The organism is Sorangium sp. So ce281, assembly GCF_051527395.1.
Taxonomy (GTDB): domain Bacteria; phylum Myxococcota_A; class Polyangia; order Polyangiales; family Polyangiaceae; genus Sorangium; species Sorangium cellulosum_B.
The window spans coordinates 7,536,135-7,554,679 of the sequence record NZ_CP150322.1 but is presented as its reverse complement, the minus strand read 5'-3'; the positions used below and the strand labels follow the sequence as shown (position 1 = coordinate 7,554,679).

Sequence of the window (18,545 nt, the reverse complement as noted above, 5' to 3'; positions counted from 1 at the left end):
GCGAGCTCATGGAGAGGTCCACGGCGAGCAGATCTCCACGAGCACGCCGTTCAGGTCGCGCACGTAGGAGACGCGCTGGCCCCACGGCTTGTCGTGGGGTTCCGACACGGGGGCTGCGCCGGCCTTCACGGCGCGCGCGAACGCCGCGTCGACGTCCTCGCTGGTGACGATGATCTCGAGCCCGGCGGGGCGCTCGCCTGGCCTGTTCTTCGCCAGCTCCGGGAGGCCCTTCTGGGCGAAGTCCTCCTGAACGAACCCGAGCGGCACCCTGCCCTTCAGCTCGCAGTATTCGTTGTCGCTGGAGACGAAGCTGCGCTCGAAGCCGAACGCGCGCTCGTAGAACGCCGCGGCTTCCACCGCGTCGGGCACATAAACGATCACGCCACCCAGTCCTGTGTTCATGAGGTCCTCCTCGGGGGTCTTGCCCCACGCGCCCGCATCCTAGGGCGGCGCTGCTGACAGCGTCCGGTCAGCAGCCGCGCTCGATGGACGGCGCGAGCGGGGCGCGGAGCCCTCGCGCATGAGCCCCCCCTCACCGCGCTTCGATCGATGGCAGAGCACGACGCCTGGTCGAACCAGAGGCTCCCTCCGCTCGACGCCGAGGTGCGGCTTCTGCGCGGCCAAGTGCGGCTTCTGCGCGGCGAAGTGCGGCTTCTGCACGCGTACCACGTCCAGGTCGAGCGCGTGGGGAGCGCGCAGGTCCACCTCGTCGCCCACCAAAATTCATCGTGGGCAGGCGTACGCGATGCTCGCCGGTGCTCGCGTGAAACCGCCGCCGCTCGACGGTCCTTCAGGGCGGAGGAGCGTCCGAGGCGCGAGCGGGGCGCCGCGAGCCGGTGCGTCAACGCGAGCCTCACGGCGTGTTGAGGCGAGTCTCGGGGCGTAATGACGCGAACCTCAAGGCACATCGAGGCTCGCCTCGAGGCATATTGACGCGGGCCTCACGGCGCGTTGACGCGGTGTTCCTTCGGCTCGGGACGCTGGCGGGTGTGTGCCGTCGCAGGCGCGTGGACCGGCCTGAGCGGAGATGAACGCCGTCCCGGTCGTCTCCGCGCGGTTGCAGCGCTGAACCAGCGTTTCATCCATGCAAGGGAAATCTGGCATGAACCCCGTGTTCACGCGGTGACTCGTTCAGTGAGCGGTCGGCATGGCCGTTGCTAGGTGGGTCGTGTGCCCTTCGCTGCGGTGGTTGCCGCAAGCGGCCTTTGTGTTGAGTCTTTTTTTTGCGGCGAGCTCCATATGAAAGAGGTCCGCAGCGACCAGCGCCGGCAAGCGAACGAGACGCCGATCCCCAAGAGCGGTGTCATGCGCGCGGTGCCCCGAAGCGTGGCGCCGCCGAGCGCACCGTCCACAGAGGGGCTGCTTGTCGGGCCGAACGGAGCTTCGTTCGAGGTGCGTCCTTCCGATCCGCTCCTCGGCAACATCGACATCGACGCCGTGGTGGCGGGGGTCCCCGAGTCCTACGCGATGAAGGGGATGTTCTTCAACGCGCTGGCGGCGACGCTCGGGGAGCGTTTCGCGCAGGTGGTGTCGACGTTGTCGAGCCCGCCGAGGGGTGGGCTCTACCTGCCGTTCTCGGACTACCCGACGCGCGACTTCTTGCGCCTCTACGACGCGGCTGCGCGGCTCTCGCACCCGAACCGGAGCTCGCGGGAGGGCTACCGTCGCCTCGCGCGGCAGCAGGTCGGGGCCTTCAAGGAAAGCGCCCTCGGCCGGATCACGATGCACCTCGCGACCGACCCGGGCGCCGCGCTGATGCGCTACACGGGCAGCCTGGGCGCGCTCGTGAAGGGGCCGCTGGCCAGGGCGCGGCAGCTGGGGCCGTCGGAGGTGCAGATCGACATCAGCAGCCACCGCGGTACGCTGGAGTACCCGCTGGGGAACTTCGAGGCGCTCGTCATGGGGTACGGCGCCAGGCCGACCATCTCGGTTGAGGTGCGAGGGGCGGAGACGCTTCAGTTCCTGGTGAGCTGGTAGCCCGCAATCTGGTCGCCCGCGCCGGCAGGAGGGGCCACGCGGCGGGGCCATGGGGATCCTCGTTTCGACAAGAGTTGATCGAGGATCGCTGTCGATGGATCGAGGTCGCCTCCCGAGAAGGTGAATGCTCGGCTGGATGAAAGCCGCATTCGCGCCGGGCAGGGGAATATCGAGCTGCTGCGCTAGATGGCGCTCGAACTCTTATCGAGCGCGATCGCCAGGCGAGCATGGGGCACTGCAGGCACGGGTGGATGCTCCTTGGGCGTGACGAGCCCTCCGAAAGCGCCGTAGCTCCCCATAGACACACAGGTGCAACATTCCTCTGGGGCTACAGTTTCGCCACGGCCTCGCCAGCGTTGCTCCGAGCAGCCTTGCGCTCGCGCCCTCGCCTTGCGAGCGTCGGAGCCGGGCCGCAGAGCCCGTCCCGAGGACCACGCCAATGACGACCCATGAGATGGTGCTCTTCGTTTACGACAACCTCATGAAGGGCGAGGAGCAGCACGAATGGCTCGCGGCGGCTCGCCCGCTCGGGGAGGCGACCACGACCCCCGAGTACGCGCTCGTCGATCTGGGCACGACCGGCGCTCTCGTCCAGGGCGGGCTCGTCGCCGTGACCGGCGAGCTCTACGCCATCGCCCCGGCCGCGCTCGCCGCGCTCGACGTCCACCGGGGACACCCGATCTTGCACCGGCGAGCCCCCATCCGCCTCGCTGGCGGGCGGGAAGCCCAGGCATACCTCCTCTCGATGGAGCAGGCGGCCGGGTGCCGGCGCGTCCGCGAGGGCGACTGGCGGAAGCGCCGCGGCGCGCCCGGCGCCGTTCGGGCCCGGGACAACAGCCCGCTCGTGAGCTGGGCGAAGCGCCGCTTCGACCCGCCCCGATGAGAGCCACACCCGCGAGCCCCCGCCCGCTCGGCCGTTCCTCTCGACCGGTACGTCACCCCATGCGCTCGAGCGGCACCTCCCCCGGCAGGTGCTAGGCCAAGCTTCGAGGGACGCGTGACGACGATCTCGGCGAACGACCAGCTCTCCGCAGCGAACGGAGAGCTCGCTCCCGCGGCCCAGCTGGCGGAGGCGGTCGTCGAGGCGTGCGCTGCGCTCGCCGGGAAGCTCGACCCGCGGGAGATCCACAGCACCATCGTCCAGCAGGCGGCCCGGCTGCTCGGCGCCGACATCGCGTTCCTCCACGGGGCGCGCTCGCCGACCGAGCGGGCGCTCCACGTCCGCCTGCTCGCCTCTTCCGGCCTGCCCGGCGCGCTCGCCGGCGCGCTCGACGATCTCACGAGCACCCCGTCCCTCGTCCTGCGCGCCGCAGAGAGCTGCCGCATCGAGCACACCGCGGCGGATGCGGCGGTCATCGAGCGCCTCTCCGACGTCCGCGCCATCGACGCCTGCCTGAGGCCGTGCTGGGTGCTGGCCGCCCCCCTGCTCGGCGCCGGGCGGCCGCTGGGCGTCCTCACGTGCGCCTTCGGCGAACGCAGCCCGCCCCCGCACGAGCTCATCCCGCGCGTCCAGGCGCTCGGCGCCCTCTTCGCCCTCGCGCTCGGGTCCGCCGAGCGCGAGGGCGACCAGCGAGCCGAGGCCCTCCTCCGGGACGCCCAGGCCGCGCGCCGGGAGGCAGAGGACCGGCTCGCGGCGGAGCAGCAGTGGCTGCGCAGCATCATCGAGGACTTCCCCGTTGCCATCGCCGTCTTCGATGAGCGCGGAAGACGCTCGCTCGTCGCGAGCCGCCGCTGCGAGCAGCTCTGCGCCGGCCCGCACCCCCTCATGACGTCGGCGTCCGGCGTGCGTGCACGCCTGTGCGAGCTGACTGGACGGCCGCTCCCGCACCACGAGATGCCCCTCGTCCGCGCGGCGCGCGGCCAGGGGACGATCTGCGCCGAGCTGCATCTCCAGAGGCCCGACGGGACCAACATCCCCGTCGTGGTGAGCGCGGGCCCCATCCGCGACGACCAGGGGGTGATCCTGGGCGCCATCGCCAGCTACGAAGACATCACCCATTTCATGGAGCGCGAGCGGCTCCGCGAGGAATGGCTCTCCATCGTGGCGCACGATCTCAAGCAGCCGCTCACCGCGATCGCCGCGTGCGCGGGCATGCTGTCGCGCCGATCCGGAGACGCCGGAATCCAGGCGTGGAGCGGGAAGATCCTTGCCAGCGTCCAGCGCCTCGAGCGGATGACCGAGGACCTGCTCGACGCCTCCAAGCTCGAGGCGCGGCGCTTCTCCCTCGATCGGCGGCCGACCGATCTGCGCGCCCTCCTCCACGCCGCCGTCGAGCTCGCAGCTGCGGAGCGGCCGGAGCGCGCCGTCGTGCTCACCGCCGGCGAGGACGTGCCGCCCGTCCACGCGGACGCGGTGCGCATGGACCAGGTGCTCGGAAACCTCCTTCTCAACGCCGCCAAGTACGGCGACCCCGACGCGCCGATCCGCGTGACGCTCTCTCTCCGCGACGCCGAGCTCGAGGTCGCCATCGAGAACCGCGGGCCCGGGATCTCCCCGGACGAGCTGCCGAGGCTGTTCCAGCGCTTCCAGCGGCTCTCGTCGGATCCCTCCAGGAGCCGCCCGCCCGGCACGGGCCTCGGGCTCTACATCTGCAAGGGCATCGTCGAGGCGCACGGAGGCAGGATCTGGGCGCAGAGCGAGCCGGACGAGACGACGTCCTTCCACTTCACGCTCCCGCTCTCGCGCGGCGGCTGACCCCGCGGGACACCGCGGCGTGCGTCGCGGCGGAGGCGCGAGATCAGCCGTGACGACGTCGCCCGCTCAGCCGTTCTTGATGCGCGCCACGATGGCGTCGGTGAGCGCCTTCGTGTCCGCCTTGCCGCCGAGATCGCGGGTGCGGACCCCGTCCACGTTCAGCGCCCCGTCGATGCCGGCGCGCAGGCGGCCGGCGAGCTCCTGGTGGCCCACGTGGTCGAGCATCATCGCGGCGGCGAGCATGAGCGCGATCGGGTTCGCCACGCCCTTGCCGGCGATGTCCGGCGCCGAGCCGTGCACCGCCTCGAAGATCGCGGCGTGCTGGCCGATGTTCGCCCCCGGCGCCATGCCGAGGCCGCCGACGAGGCCCGCGATCTCGTCCGAGAGGATGTCCCCGAAGAGGTTCGTCGTGACGATGACGTCGAACTGCCACGGGTTCAGGACGAGCTGCATCGCGCACGCGTCCACGATCCGCTCGTCGGTCGCCACGCGGCCCTCGTAGCCCTTGCTCACCTCGCGCGACGTCTCCAGGAAGATGCCCGTGAGCGCCTTCATGATGTTCGCCTTGTGGACGATGGTGACCTTCTTGCGGCCGTGCTTCTCTGCGTAGTCGTAGGCGAACTCGGCGATGCGGCGCGAGCCGACCCGGGTGTTCACGCCGGAGCCGATCGCCACCGCCTGCTCGTCGCTGCCGATCGGGATGTAGTGCTCGAAGCCCACGTAGAGACCCTCGAGGTTCTCCCGCACGAGCACGATGTCGATGTTCTCGTAGCGACCGCCCGGGATGAGCGTCTTCGCGGGGCGCACGTTGGCGAAGAGCTTGAACTCCTGCCGCAGGCGCACGTTGGACGAGCGGTACCCGCCGCCGATCGGCGTCTCGAGCGGCCCCTTGAGCGCGAGCTGCGTGCGGTGGATGCTGTCGAGCGTGGCCCGCGGCAGCGGGTCGCCCGCGTCCTTGACGCCGGCCATGCCGGCCACGCACGTCTCCCATTCAAAAGGCGCGCCGAGCGTGTCGAGCGCGCGCAGCGTCGCGTCCACGATCTCGGGGCCGATGCCGTCGCCGGGGATGAGGGTCGCAGGGTGCTTCTGTGAGGTCACGGGCTGTCTCTCGATCTCGGGGTGAATCGTCGCGTCGACGAGGAAAGGCGGACGCATAGCCGAGGTGCGCGCCGCGATCCACCTCGCCGGGGACGGCGCCGCGCGCCGCCCGCCCGCAAGTCCCTTGAGGATCCCCGCCCCCGCCGCCATCATGACCCGGGTCCCATGATTTGCCCGCGCTGCCACCGCGCGTACACCGATCGCTCGTACGGCTTCTGCCCCGACGACGGCGCGCGCCTCGTCCAGTCGCTGTCGGCCGCGCCGCCGCCGGCGCAGCCGACGCGGCAGTTCGGCGCCATCCTCGAGGATCGCTATGTGATCCAGGGCTTCATCGGCGCCGGCGGCATGTCGCGCGTGTACCTCGCGGCGGACAGCCGCACGAAGGAGCAGGTCGCGATCAAGATCCTGAACCGCAGCTTCGCCGCCGATCGGGCCCAGCGCGAGCGGTTCCTCCGCGAGCTCGAGGTGGCGGCCGAGCTCGGGCATCCCAACATCGTCCGGGTCCTCGACGCGGGCGAGCGCAAGGACGGGTCCCCGTTCATCGTGCTCGAGCTGCTCACCGGCGAGTCGCTCGGCGTCCTGCTCCGCCGCGAGGTGGCCGTGAGCGAGGCCGCCGCGCTTCCGCTGATACGGCAGGCGGCGTCGGCGCTCGCTTCGGCGCACGCGGCCGGCGTCATCCACCGCGACGTGAAGCCGGACAACCTGTTCCTCGTCCGCTCCGCGGGCGGCCCGCGCGTGCTCAAGATGATGGATTTCGGCTTCGCGAAGCTGAAGACGGGCCCCACCACCGCCGCCGGTCTCGTGCTGGGCACGGTCCCCTACATGGCCCCGGAGCAGGCCCTCGCCGATCCCATCGACAGCCGCACCGACGTTTATGCCCTCGGCGTCACCATGTTCCGCATGCTCGCCGGCCAGCTGCCGTTCTCGTCGCCAGACGACGTGGTGGTCGTCGCCCAGCACGCCTGTACCCCGGCCCCCCGGCTCAGCTCGATCCGGCCCGGCATCGATCGGCGGCTCGAGGCGCTGGTCGCCACCGCGCTCCGCAAGGCCCCCGGGAACCGCTACGACTCGATGCGATCGCTCCTGGAGGACGTCGAGCGCATCCTCGGTGTCCGCCCGGGCGAGCCGATCGGCGCCCCGCTCAGGACGACCCCGGACGTCTACGAGCCGGTGAACCGCGCTGCCCGGGAGGCGCTCAAGTTCCTGCGGCGCCAGCTGCCCTGAGGCGGCAAGCAGCCTTGAGCCGGCAGGCAGCCTTGAGCCGGCAGGCAGCCTTGAGCCGGCGGGCAGCCTTGAGCCGGCGGGCAGCCGCTCGCCCGGCGCGGCGGCTGGGCTCGCCGGACCGTGGAGCTGCGCTGGTCACCGCGCGCCGAGGTCCTCGATACGGTAGCCGTCCGGGTACGTGCGGCTCCTCCGCTGGGTGAGCAGGCGCGGCGAGCGCCGGCGCGGCATGGCCCGCAAGAGCGGGCCGCGCGCGCGGAGCGCCGCCTGCACGAGGCCGCGCAGCCCGGGCGAAGGCCGCGGCAGCCCGACGGCGTCGAGCATGCGATCATCGAGCATCGCGTGGAGGACCGGCGCCCCGAGCGGCCATAGCGCCCTCGGCAGCGCCCAGCCCAGCACGAGGTCCCGCGTCGCGACGGCGAGCTTCCGGTTGTCCTCCGAGAACCGCAGGTGCTCCGCCTCGTAATCGAGGTTGAACCGCTCGAACGCCTCGTAGCTCGGCGGGATATCCTTGATGTTCATCAGCGTCCCGACCTGCTTCCAGTAATGGTAGGCCGCGAGCTTCTCCTTTTCGAGCAGCGCGCGCCAGGCGAAGCGCTCGTTCCAGCGGATGGGCTCGAAGATGAACGTCGACAGCGTGTACAGGTACTCGTCGTTCGGGATGGCGTAACGCCCGTGCTGCCGGTTCATGCGCCGCAGCGCCGCCCGGCCGCGCTCGCTGTCGTATCCGTTCTCCAGCATCTCGGAGAGGATGAGGACGGTGTCGTCGTAGCGCTTCTGGGTGCGCTGGAGGAACTCCCCTGTCTGCACCAGGAGAGGTGTGCCCTTGGCGATCCCGAAGACACGGAACAGCGCGAGCTCGAGGGCGCGCTGCGTGTCCCACGGGAAATCATAGCACGTCGAGAGAAATGCGATCTCCTGATGATCCTTGACCGGATCCAGGTTTTCTTCGATATGGTCGCGGATCGCATAGCGCGATCGCGATTCGGGAGGGGCCCAGCGCATGGAAGATCTCCTGATGTGTATCCGCCCGATGACGCGTCCATTTCTATCATGTCTCGCGCATCCTGGCGGAAACATCGCTGAACAGATGAAGACGTCGATCGTGGCGAGCGCGGCGACACGAGGTGATGTGCGGTCCGCCGTGGCGCGCCGTGATGATGAGCTGTGATGCGGCGGCGGGCCCGCGCCGGGCGAGCCGGCTGGCCAGGCTCCGCGAGGGGAGGGCCGGGAGCGCGGCGCCGGGGCGCTCGCTCAGCTCGGCCTCGCGCTCGGCTCTCGGGCCTGCTTTCGCGCGCGCGGGCGCGTGCGCGGCCTGCGCGAAGGTGGCACGCTAGCGCCGTGCCGCCTGTCATCGACGACATGATCCAGGAGCTCCTTACACGCCATCGGCCGACCGGTCGGGTGGACCTCAACGACATCGCCGAAGTCGTCGACCGCCGGGCGGTCTCGTACGAGGAGGTCGAGTACATCATCGACCGGCTCGAGTCCGAGGGCCTCCGCGTCGCCGAGCCGCTCGATCGGGGCGATGTCGAGGTGCTCCGCGCCGTCCTCGCGAGCGCGAGGCGGCTCGCGGCCGAGCTCGGGCGCACACCCACGATCGGCGAGATCGCGCTGACCTCGGGCCACGCCCCGCACACGGTGCGCCGGGCGCTGGAACAAGCGGGGCGTGCCAAGGCTTGTTGAAGAGGAGGCGCGCTGGCCGCGCAGGACGCAGCGCGGCAAACCACGGTGACGCGCGGGCACGACGAGGTGCGCGAGAGGTGGCGACCCGGGGCAAGAAACGCAGAAGCGGAACGACGCCAAACAAAACGAAAGCGCTGCGCCGTTGAGTGCAGACCAGAGCTCTACATCAGTGTTACGATGGAGATGGAGGGGTGCTCTGTAGCCGTAGTCGATTGTTTCATCTACGCATCAGGGAAGGAAGGCTGAACCCGATGAACATCACGATCACGTTCCGCCATATGGTGGGTACCGACGCCGTGAAGAATTACGCTCATGAGAAGGTGGCCAAGCTTCAGAAGTTCCTTAGGCAGGCGATGACGGCGCAGGTCACCCTCTCCGTCGAGGGTCTGACGCACGTCGCCGACGTTCGCCTCTCCTCCGGCAGTCTAGCCTTCCATGCGACCGAGCGGGGTGAGGACATGTACGCGTCGATCGACACGGTCCACGACAAGCTCGAGCGGCAGATCCGGGATGGGAAGGGTCACACCATGGCGCGGAAGCGCGGCGGCACGAGCGCCGGCGAGTACGCCGTCGAGGTGGAGCGCGAAGCGGTGGCCGCGACGGGACGCACCCGATCGTGAGCCGCCGCGCGCGTCGCCGAGGCGCGACGCGCGAGCCGGAGCGAGGGCCGCCGCGCCCGCCGGCGCGGCGCGCTCCCATCCTGTGAGCCGCCGCGCTCGCCGCGGCGGCGCGCTCCCTCCACGTGAGCCGCCGCTCGCGGGCGAGGCGGCGCGCTCCCTCGCGTGAGCCGCCGCGCTCGCCGCGGCGGCGAAGGGCGCTCGTCTCCTTCAGCTCACCCCTGCGCTCGCCCAACCGCCCGGGGGCCTGCCTGGAGCGGCGCGGCGGCCGCCCAGCGATCGCGGCGCGAAGAACGCGAAGAACGCTCCCTCCGGGGCCGCTCGCCGCGATAGCGTCCTTGAGTCGCGTGCCCGAAGTCCCCGGGGTACGATGGCCACATCGGCTCGCTTGGCCCTGGCCGAGCGCTGCGCCGACCGTGCCACGTGCGCCGTTCCAGAGCCATCTCACCTCGCCCGAGCGCCGAAATCAGCATGCAAGTCCGCGACATCTTGACCGCGCACCAGGTATCCGTCGCCAGCGAGCAGGAGGGGGTCGTCCGCTCCAAGGCGGACGCGCTCCGCCGGCTCGCCGCCCTGCTCGCGGCAGGGCAGCCGGGGGTCAAGGCCGATGACATCGCGCGGGTGCTCGGCGAGCGCGAGCGCCTGCAGTCCACCGGCGTCGGGAGCGGCGTGGCCATCCCCCACGGCGCGATGGAGGGCGTCGATCGGCTGATCGGCGCGGTCCTGATCTGCCCGAAGCCGATCGACTTCGACGCGATCGACGGGGCGCCGGTGTCCATCCTCGTCGCCGTGATCGGGCCGAAGCGCGCCACGGGCGAGCACCTCAAGACGCTGGCGCGCATCTCCCGCCTGCTGCGGGACGAGACGTTCCGGCGGCGGCTGCTCGGCGCCTCGACCGGGCGCGCGGCGTTCGAGCTCATCGCCGCCGAGGAAGGGAGGTCGGTGTCATGAGCGGCCCGCGCAGCGGCGGACAGGAAGGGGAAGGGGGCGGCCGGATGCCCCCCTCGACCCGCGGTGGCCGGGCGGACCGCCCCGCCATCGCGGTGCGGAGCCTGATGGCCGACGAGGGGCTCGGCATCGACCTCACGCTCATCGCCGGCGCCGCGGGCCTCGACCGGCCCATCATGAACACCCGCATCCAGAAGTCCGGGCTCGCGCTCGTCGGCCACTTCCACGGCATCGTTCCGACGCGGGTGCAGATCCTCGGGCAGACCGAGCTCTCGTTCCTCCACAAGCTCTCCCGCGAGGACCGGCTCCTGTCGCTGCGCGGCTTCTTCGATCTCGGCCTGTGCTGCGTCATCCTCACGCAGGGCGACCAGCCGTTCGAGGCGAACGGCTCCGGCATCGGGTTCGTCCCTGTGCCGGAGCTCGCGCAGTGCGCCGAGGAGAGCGGGACGCCGCTCCTCGTCTCGGCGGTGCGGTCGAGCGCCACGATCACCGCGCTGCACGCGCTGCTCGACGATCGCCTGGCGCCGCGCCTGCGGCTGCACGGCGTGCTCGTCGACGTCTTCGGCGTGGGCCTCCTTCTCATGGGGTCGAGCGCGATCGGCAAGAGCGAGTGCGCGCTCGACCTCGTGATGCGCGGCCACCGGCTCGTGGCCGACGACGCCGTGGAGTGCGATTACCGCCCTCCCGGCATGGTCTTCGGGGCCCCGGCGGAGCTCCTCCGGTACCACCTCGAGGTGCGCGGCCTCGGCATCCTCAACGTGAAGGACCTCTTCGGCGTCACGTCGATCCGCGAGCGCAAGCGGATCGACGTCGTGGTGAAGCTGGTCGAGTGGTCGAAGGACACCGAGTACGATCGCCTCGGGCTGGACGAGCGGTACCACACCATCCTCGGCGTGAAGATCCGGGAGCTCGTCATCCCGGTGCGCCCGGGCCGCGACATGGCGTCGATCCTCGAGGTCGCCGCCCGCAACGAGCTCCTGAAGAACGCCGGGTTCCACGCGGCCCGCGAGTTCTTCGGCAACGTCGAGGGCGAGCTGCTCCGCGAGCGCTCGCCGGAAGAGTCGTCGATCGCGCCGCAGGCGAGGCTCGCCGAGGAAGGCGCCTCGCGGAGCGCCGCGCCGCCCGGACCGCCCCGGTCGCAGCCGCCCGGCCGCGGCGTGGACGCGCCGGACCCCCCGAGCAGCGCCTTCCGGCCGCCCGTGGATCGGGGCAGGCCGCCCCCTGATCGCCCGAGCTCCGGGTTCAGCCCCACGGAGTCGTCCGTGAGCCTGCCGCGGCCGAGGAGGCGAGTGTGAGCAACGGAGGCGATCAGCAGCAGCACGGCCTGCACGGGCCCGACGGCGCGCCGGGGCGCGTCGTCGTCGTCACGGGCCTCTCCGGCGCGGGCAAGTCGACGGCGCTCCACGCCCTGGAGGACCTCGGCTTCTTCTGCGTGGACAACCTGCCCACGTCGCTCGTGCAGCCGGCGGTCGAGGCGTGCGAGTCGGGCGGGATCACCCGGATCGGGCTCGGCATCGACGTCCGGGTGGGCTCCTTCCTGGCGGGCGCCACGGCGGCGCTCGACTCGATACGGACCGGACGGGACGTGGTGATCCTCTTCCTCGACGCCTCGGACGAGACGCTGCTCCGGCGCTTCAGCGAGACGCGGCGCCCGCACCCGCTGACGACCGGGGGCAGCGGCGTCATCGCGATGCTCGACGGCGTCCTCCTGGAGCGCGAGCGGCTCGCGTCGCTGCGGGCCCGGGCGACCATCGAGCTCGACACGACCCGGCTGTCGACGCACGACCTGCGCCGCGTCGTCATCGAGCGGCTGCGCCCCGCGAAGGTCGAGGTGCCCCGGATGTCCACCCGGTTCGTCTCGTTCGGTTACAAGTACGGCATCCCGCTCGACGCCGATCTGCTCTTCGACGTCCGCTTCCTCGACAACCCGTATTTCGTCCACGGCCTCCGCGAGCTCACGGGGAACGACGAGCCCGTGCGGGAGTACATCCTGAAGAACCCGGACGCCCTCGAGTTCATCTCCAGGACAGAGCAGCTCCTCTCGTTCTGCATGCCGCGCTACGCCAGCGAAGGAAAGAGCTACCTCACCGTCGGCATCGGGTGCACCGGCGGCCGGCACCGCTCCGTCGCGCTCACCAACGCGCTCAGCGACAGCTTGCGGCGGAAGACGGGGCTCCCCATCACGGTCGTGCACCGGGACGTCGCGCGGATGAGCACGAGTGGTGTACCCTCGGGGGTGGGAGAGGGCATGGCCGGGGCGCCCGGCGTGGATCTCCGGCTGGCGCAGCCGGGAGCGACCCCGTCGGAGCCTCGCCCGGCGTCGGACACGAGCGTGACGGGGGGCGAGCGGTGACGACCGAGGCGGTAACGAGGCGGTTCACCATCATCAATGTGCGCGGTCTCCACGCGCGCGCCGCGACGAAGCTCGTGCAGCTCGCGGGGCGTTACGACTGCGAGATCGCGCTGACCGGGCCGGACGGGCAGTCGGCCAACGCGAAGAGCGTGATGGGCGTGCTCCTGCTCTGCGGGTCGATGGGCACCCAGATCGAGGTGAGCGCGACGGGCGATCAGGCCACCGACGCCGTCTCCGCCATCGGCGAGCTGATCGCCTCGCGCTTCGGAGAGCACGAGTGACGCGCGGCCCGAGCGCGCTCTCGTCGGACGCCCCGGACGAGCATCCCGCCCCCCCGGACGCCGGCCGGAGCGGCTCGGCGGCGCCCGGCGTCCGGGGCGACTCGATGCCGCCCGGCGCCCGGACGGAGACGCTGCGGGGCATCGCCGGGTCCCCCGGGGTCGCGATCGGCGCGGCCGTCGTGATGGGCGGGCACCGGACCAACCACCCGCGCCGCCGCGTCGGCTCCAGCGAGATCGCGGTGGAGCTCGAGCGCTTTGAGGCCGCGGTCGAGCGCGCGCAGGACGAGCTGCGCGACATGGCGAAGCGCATCGGCGATCACCGCGCCGAGGCGTCGATCCTCGAAGCCTACCTGCTGATGCTCGGCGACGAGGCGCTCGCCGACGCCGTGAAGGGCCAGGTGACCGAGGAGCGCCGCTGCGCCGAGTGGGCGGTGGCGACCGCGTGCGAGGCGATCGCCGGCCGCTTCGCCGCGCTGGACGACCCGTACCTGCGCGAGCGCAGCCACGACGTCCTGTTCGTCGGCGAGCGCCTCCTGCGCGCGTTCAGCCTCCCGCCCCAGGAGCCGCCGTCCTCGCGCGACACCTCGCCGCTCTCCACGCGCAGCCTGATCGAGCTGCAGAACTCGATCGCCATGCCGGCGACGTTGGGCGCGGGGCTCCCGCGCTTCTCCGGGCCGACGATCCTCATCGCGCACGACCTGTCGCCGGCCGACACAGCGGCGATGGTCGACGAGCCGGTCGTCGGCTTCGTCACCGAGGTCGGCACCCGCACGAGCCACACCTCCATCATGGCGCGCGCGCTGGAGATCCCGGCCGTGGTCGGCGTCAGCGACGTCCTGCAGCGCGTGATCACGGGCGACGTCGTGGTGATCGACGGGCTGCGCGGCACGGTCGTCGTTCGCCCCGGCCCGGCCGAGCTCGCGGACGCGCGCGCCCGCGCCGAGCGCTACGTCGCGCTCGGCAAGGAGCTCTCGGAGTCCAGGCACCGGGCCGCCCAGTCGAAGGACGGCGTCAAGGTGTCGCTCCGGGCGAACGTCGAGCTCCCGGCCGAGGCGATCCTCGCGCGCGACCAGGGCGCCGACGGCATCGGCCTCTACCGGACCGAGTTCCTCTACATCGACCGCACGTCCCCGCCCTCGGAGGACCAGCAGTTCGAGATCTTCCGCGCCGTCGTCGAGGCGCTCCGCCCGAAGCCGGTCACGCTGCGCACGTTCGACATCGGCGGCGACAAGTTCGTCTCCACGTTCCAGGTGCCGCCCGAGATGAACCCGATGCTCGGCCTCCGCGCGGTCCGGCTCGCGCTCTCGCGCCCCGACGTGTTCCTCGAGCACCTCCGCGCCATGGTGCGCGCCTCCGCCTACGGCGACGTGCGGATCATGATCCCCATGGTCGCGGGCCTCGGCGAGCTCCGGCAGGTGCGCGCGCTGCTGCACCGCGCGCAGGAGCAGGTGCGCGCCCGCGGCCAGGCGTGCGCCGACGAGATCCCGCTCGGCGTGATGATCGAGGTGCCCTCGGCGGCGATCATGGTCGACCATTTCGCGCGCGAGGCCGCGTTCCTGAGCCTCGGGACGAACGATCTCATCCAGTATGCGCTCGCGGTCGACCGGACCAGCCGCTCGCTCGCCTACCTGGCCTCGCCGTTCGACCCGTCGATCCTGCGGCTGATCACGAAGGTGATCCAGGCAGGCCAGGATTCCGGCAGGTCGGTCTCCCTCTGCGGCGCGATGGCGAGCGATCCGCTCGCCGCCCTGCTGCTGCTCGGCCTCGGCCTCCGCGACTTCTCGATGGAGGCGGCGGCGATCCCGGAGATCAAGGAGACGCTCCGGCGCATCACGGTCGCCGAGGCCGAGGCGGTCGCGGCGGAGGCGCTCGCCTGCGCGACGGCGGAGGAGGTCGAGTGCTGCGTCGCCGCCGCGTTCGCGCCGGACCTCTACGACCTGCTCACGGGAGAGCGCGCCACGCGGTGAGCGGCGCGCTCGGTGCGGTGGATCCTGCGCTGCCGGTCGCGTCCGGCGTGGCGCGCGCGCTGGCCGCCTGCGCGGTGGCGCTCGGCCTGTGCGCGGCGGGCTGCGAGGAGGAGGCGCCGCCGACGCGGCTCGTCGGGCAGGTGCACCTGACGCTGCTCCACACGTCGGACATCCACTCGCGGCTCTTCCCGTACAACCTGCAGCTCGGCCAGGTGGACGCGGGGCTCGGCCTCGGCGCGGCGGCCTCGATCGCGAACGTCGGCGGCGCCGCGCGCATGTCCCATCTCCTCGGGCGCGAGCGCGCCCGGTCGTCGCGCGCGCTTCACCTCGACGGCGGCGACTGCTTCCAGGGGGCGCCGATCTTCAATTTCTACTCGGGAGAGGCGGAGATCCGCGCCCTCGGCGCCATGGGCGTCGACGCCATGATCGTCGCCAACCACGAGTTCGACCGCGGCGCGCTGAACCTCGGTATCCAGCTCCAGCAGAACGCCGGCTTCCCCGTCCTCGCGGCGAACTACCAGCTCGAGGACCCCGCGCAGCCCGGCGCCTCTCCGCTAGGCGCCATCCTGCAGCCGTTCACGGTCTTCGACCTCGAGGGCCTCAAGGTCGGCGTCGTCGGGATGGGCAACCTCTCCAGCCTGACGTCGATCTTCGAGGCGCCGAACCGGCTCGGCGTCACCCCGCTGAACACGACCGAGGTCGCCCAGTTCTACGTCGACCTGCTCCGCCCCACGGTGGATGTCATCGTCTTCGTGACCCACCTCGGCCTCGACGGCGACGAGCGGATGATCGAGACCACGACGGGCATCGACGTCGTGCTCGGCGGGCACAACCACATCGTCCTCCAGCCGCCGAAGCGCGTCCGCGACTGCTCGCGGTACTACGACGAGGAGGAGCAGCGCCACTACATCCTCCTGAACGACGAGCGCTCGCCCGGGGAGGGCGCGAAGCGCCGGCGTTACTGTGCGCCGCGCGACGTGCTGCTCGCGCACTCCGGCGCGTTCGCGAAGTTCGTCGGGCGGCTCGACCTCGTGCTGTCCAGGGACGCCTCCGAGCTCGGGGGCGGCTACGACCCGCTGAACGGCTTCGAGGTGCTCTCGGACCGGTACGAGCTCTTCCCGGTGACCGAGGACGTGCCCGCCGATCCGATCGTCGCCTCGGCGCTCGAGCCGTACGCGCAGGGGCTCGACGCGCTCGCGAACCTCGATCTCCTGGTCGGCTATGCGCCGGGCGGCTCCCGCCGCGCCTCGGCGAGCGGCGGCGACTCGCCGCTGGGCAACCTCATCGCCGGGGCGATGTGGCTGCGCCTCGGCATCCAGACCGATTTCGCGCTCACGAACACGACGGGCATCCGCGCCGACCTCGTGCCCGGCCCGGTGACGGTCGAGCAGATGTTCAACGTCTTCCCCTTCGACAACTCGATCTCGAAGATGCAGCTCTCCGGCCTCGAGGTGCAGGAGCTCTTCGACTTCGTGGCGCGCCGATCGAGCGGCCGCGGGTGCGCCTCGCAGGCGCAGATCGCGGGCGCGCGGGTCGTCATCGACTGCGCCGCGCGCTCGGCCGACGGCGCCGCGCCCGGCGTCGCGACCCACGTGTACATCGGCGCGCGCCAGCCGGCGATCGCGTGCCCGGACGGCGACGCCGGCTGTCCGGGCGGCGAGGAGGGCAGCTGCGACGTCGAGGCGAGGCGCTGCTGGCAGCCGATCGATCCGAGCGCGACCTACGAGCTCGCGACGTCGAGCTACCTCGCCCAGGGCGGGAGCGGGTTCCGCGTGCTCCAGCGCAACACGACGCAGCTCGACACCCAGGTGCAGCAGCGCGACGCGCTGATCGACGCCATCCGCGCGGGCAGCCCATGCGGCGCGGACGAGCGCGGCGAGCTCGCGTCGTGCCGGCGGGACGCCGATTGCGCGGGCGTGGGCGAGGGCTTCGTCTGCGCGTGCCCCGAGTCGGTGGTCGAGGGGCGGGCGTGCAAGACCGGCGAGGCGCCGTGCTCCCGGGGCGCGTGTGTGCTCGCGCGCTGCCGCGATGACGTCGCCGCCTACCAGCGCGACGTGTGCGCCGAGGCGCCGACCGACTGGGTGCGGGAGCAGTGCGAGAGCGCGCTCGCCCCGTGCAGCGCCGCGGGCGAGCAGTGCAAGTACCTGGCGTGCGTCGACCGGCGGCTCGGCAACTTCTCCGACGGCCGCTTGCGGATGGTGGGCCAGTGACGCCGCGGGCGAGGCTCCGGGCGGCGCTCGCGGCCGCCGCGCTCGCCGGGTGCGGCAGCGGCGGCGGGCCGCCCCGGGGCGTCTCGAGCTTCTGGGTCCAGGTCGTGCAGGTGAACGGGGAAGCGCCCCCCTCCGCCGAGGCGCCGCTGCCGGCCAGCCGCGGCGACGCGGTGGACACCTGGTCGTTCAGGATCGAGGCGCGCGACGCTGCCGGCCGCCGGACGCCCTTCGACGGCATGGTCAGGCTGAGCGTCGATCCCGGGGCGGTGCTGGACGTCGAGGCGGACGACGAGGGCATCGCGGTCGGCCGCAACATCCGCCTGCGGGACGGCGTCGCCGAGGGGATCGCCCGCGTGACGGCCGTCTACGGGCCCGTCCGGCTGTGGGTCGAGGACCTCGGCTACCGGCCCGCGCCCCGGGGCGGCCGCCCCGCGTGCGCCAACGGCGTCAACGACGACGCGCCGGGCGACGTGCTCGTCGATTTCCCCGCCGATCCCGGGTGTGCCTTCCCGGACGACGACACCGAGGAGGGCGGCTCCTTCAGCGCCGGCGTCTCGAAGCCGGTCGCCTACGCCTTGCCGCGCATCGCCGACGTGCAGGGCGGCGGCTCGGCGACGCCCTACCCGTCCGAAGCGATGCGGATCGACACCGCGGCTCCCCAGCAGGTCGTCGTCACGCGTGTCTCGAGCGACGGCTTCTACGTCACCGATCTGGCCGGCCAGGGCAGCGGCTTCAACCACCTCTTCGCGTACAATTTCAACACACCTGCCAACCTGCGTGTCTGCGATCGGCTCGAGTACCTCGCGGGCACCGTCGACGAGTTCTTCGGCTTCACCCAGCTCTCGTTCCCTTCGTACGAGATCGCGCGCGCGCCGGAAGGAGCAACGTGCCTGGTCCCGGAGCCGACGGTGCTCGACGGGCCGACGATCGCCGGCGCCTTGGCCATGGAGCGCCTCGAGAGCGGGCTCGTGCGCGTCGAGGGGTTCCACATCGGCGAGCGCTTCGGTCCGAGGCCCGCGAGGGACAACGTCTTCGCCGCGGAGCAGTCGAGCTGCGATCTGAACGGCGACGGGCAGGTCGATTTCGAGAGCCAGGCCGAGCGGAGCTGCGCGAACGCGTGCTCGGACGACCCCGAGTGCAGCGAGTGGACGAGCTACTCCGCGCGCGGCAACTACAAGATCACGGACGGGTCGAGCATGATCCAGATCCAGACGGGCACGGTGAGCGCCTTCGATCCGGGGTCGCACCGGGGCGAGGTGATCGACGCGGTGACTGGCACGCTCCGGAACTTCTCGGGCGGCTCGCTGAACTGGACCATCGAGGCCCGCTGTCCGGACGACCTCGTCTGCGGCGCGCCCGGCTGCGCGCCCGCCACGAAGCCCTCGAAGGAGGCGTGTGTCCGGGCGCGCAGCCTCGACGACGACGACGCGGAGACCAACTAGCCACCTCCTCGCCTCCGCCGCGGCCGCGCCGCGCCCGCCGGTTCACCCAG

17 protein-coding genes are annotated in these 18,545 nt (G+C 71.8%); 14 read left to right on the top strand and 3 right to left on the bottom strand.

Annotated elements, in window-relative coordinates:
- Positions 1-6: 6 nt before the first annotated feature.
- Positions 7-402 carry a VOC family protein gene (locus WMF27_RS28610; RefSeq protein ID WP_437765699.1) on the bottom strand — a complete coding sequence of 132 codons (396 nt, stop codon included), beginning with the start codon at positions 400-402 and terminating at the stop codon, positions 7-9.
- Positions 403-1,392: 990 nt separating this feature from the next.
- On the opposite strand from WMF27_RS28610, the gene WMF27_RS28605 reads away from it, so the two are divergent.
- From WMF27_RS28605 to WMF27_RS28595, 3 genes are all read left to right on the top strand, one after another.
- The gene (locus WMF27_RS28605) at positions 1,393-1,977 is read left to right on the top strand and encodes a DUF2378 family protein (protein WP_437765700.1); all 585 of its coding nucleotides are present in this window, start codon (positions 1,393-1,395) and stop codon (positions 1,975-1,977) included.
- Positions 1,978-2,416: 439 nt separating this feature from the next.
- Positions 2,417-2,860, top strand: a complete 444-nt coding sequence (locus WMF27_RS28600; RefSeq protein ID WP_437765701.1) for a gamma-glutamylcyclotransferase family protein — start codon at positions 2,417-2,419, stop codon at positions 2,858-2,860.
- 114 nt (positions 2,861-2,974) lie between these two features.
- On the top strand, positions 2,975-4,672 hold the full coding sequence (locus WMF27_RS28595; RefSeq protein WP_437765702.1) for an ATP-binding protein: 1,698 nt from the start codon (positions 2,975-2,977) through the stop codon (positions 4,670-4,672).
- A 66-nt stretch (positions 4,673-4,738) separates the two neighbouring features.
- On the opposite strand, the gene WMF27_RS28590 is transcribed toward WMF27_RS28595, so the two are convergent.
- Positions 4,739-5,770 carry an isocitrate/isopropylmalate dehydrogenase family protein gene (locus tag WMF27_RS28590; protein WP_437765703.1) on the bottom strand — a complete coding sequence of 344 codons (1,032 nt, stop codon included), beginning with the start codon at positions 5,768-5,770 and terminating at the stop codon, positions 4,739-4,741.
- Positions 5,771-5,935: 165 nt separating this feature from the next.
- Between WMF27_RS28590 and WMF27_RS28585 the strand changes: the two genes are divergently transcribed.
- A complete protein-coding gene (locus tag WMF27_RS28585; RefSeq protein WP_437765704.1) occupies positions 5,936-6,994 on the top strand; it encodes a serine/threonine-protein kinase in 1,059 nt (352 codons plus the stop codon).
- Positions 6,995-7,129: 135 nt separating this feature from the next.
- Here the strand turns inward: WMF27_RS28585 and WMF27_RS28580 are convergent, their stop codons facing one another.
- A complete protein-coding gene (locus WMF27_RS28580) occupies positions 7,130-7,996 on the bottom strand; it encodes an oxygenase MpaB family protein (RefSeq protein WP_437765705.1) in 867 nt (288 codons plus the stop codon).
- Between WMF27_RS28580 and WMF27_RS28575 the strand changes: the two genes are divergently transcribed.
- The 10 genes from WMF27_RS28575 to WMF27_RS28530 all read left to right on the top strand — a co-directional run bounded on the left by WMF27_RS28575 (position 7,995) and on the right by WMF27_RS28530 (position 18,495).
- Positions 7,995-8,162 carry a hypothetical protein gene (locus tag WMF27_RS28575; RefSeq protein ID WP_437765706.1) on the top strand — a complete coding sequence of 56 codons (168 nt, stop codon included), beginning with the start codon at positions 7,995-7,997 and terminating at the stop codon, positions 8,160-8,162. The two genes, WMF27_RS28580 and WMF27_RS28575, sit on opposite strands and share 2 nt — an antisense overlap.
- A gap of 170 nt (positions 8,163-8,332) precedes the next feature.
- Positions 8,333-8,677 carry a sigma-70 domain-containing protein gene (locus tag WMF27_RS28570; protein WP_437765707.1) on the top strand — a complete coding sequence of 115 codons (345 nt, stop codon included), beginning with the start codon at positions 8,333-8,335 and terminating at the stop codon, positions 8,675-8,677.
- 251 nt (positions 8,678-8,928) lie between these two features.
- Complete coding sequence (gene hpf, locus WMF27_RS28565) at positions 8,929-9,297, top strand: ribosome hibernation-promoting factor, HPF/YfiA family (RefSeq protein WP_437765708.1); 369 nt, start codon at positions 8,929-8,931, stop codon at positions 9,295-9,297.
- Between the two features lie 468 nt (positions 9,298-9,765).
- Complete coding sequence (locus tag WMF27_RS28560) at positions 9,766-10,245, top strand: PTS sugar transporter subunit IIA (RefSeq protein ID WP_437765709.1); 480 nt, start codon at positions 9,766-9,768, stop codon at positions 10,243-10,245.
- Positions 10,242-11,537 carry an HPr(Ser) kinase/phosphatase gene (gene hprK / locus WMF27_RS28555; protein WP_437765710.1) on the top strand — a complete coding sequence of 432 codons (1,296 nt, stop codon included), beginning with the start codon at positions 10,242-10,244 and terminating at the stop codon, positions 11,535-11,537. Before WMF27_RS28560 ends, hprK begins: the two co-directional genes overlap by 4 nt.
- Positions 11,534-12,595 (top strand): RNase adapter RapZ, encoded by a 1,062-nt coding sequence (gene rapZ, locus WMF27_RS28550; RefSeq protein ID WP_437943152.1) that lies wholly within the window; start codon positions 11,534-11,536, stop codon positions 12,593-12,595. Before hprK ends, rapZ begins: the two co-directional genes overlap by 4 nt.
- The gene (locus tag WMF27_RS28545) at positions 12,592-12,876 is read left to right on the top strand and encodes an HPr family phosphocarrier protein (protein WP_437765712.1); all 285 of its coding nucleotides are present in this window, start codon (positions 12,592-12,594) and stop codon (positions 12,874-12,876) included. Before rapZ ends, WMF27_RS28545 begins: the two co-directional genes overlap by 4 nt.
- A complete protein-coding gene (gene ptsP, locus WMF27_RS28540) occupies positions 12,873-14,843 on the top strand; it encodes a phosphoenolpyruvate--protein phosphotransferase (RefSeq protein WP_437943151.1) in 1,971 nt (656 codons plus the stop codon). Before WMF27_RS28545 ends, ptsP begins: the two co-directional genes overlap by 4 nt.
- Positions 14,840-17,053, top strand: a complete 2,214-nt coding sequence (locus tag WMF27_RS28535; RefSeq protein ID WP_437943150.1) for a bifunctional metallophosphatase/5'-nucleotidase — start codon at positions 14,840-14,842, stop codon at positions 17,051-17,053. Before ptsP ends, WMF27_RS28535 begins: the two co-directional genes overlap by 4 nt.
- The gene (locus tag WMF27_RS28530; RefSeq protein ID WP_437765715.1) at positions 17,050-18,495 is read left to right on the top strand and encodes a hypothetical protein; all 1,446 of its coding nucleotides are present in this window, start codon (positions 17,050-17,052) and stop codon (positions 18,493-18,495) included. Before WMF27_RS28535 ends, WMF27_RS28530 begins: the two co-directional genes overlap by 4 nt.
- Positions 18,496-18,545: the final 50 nt, after the last annotated feature.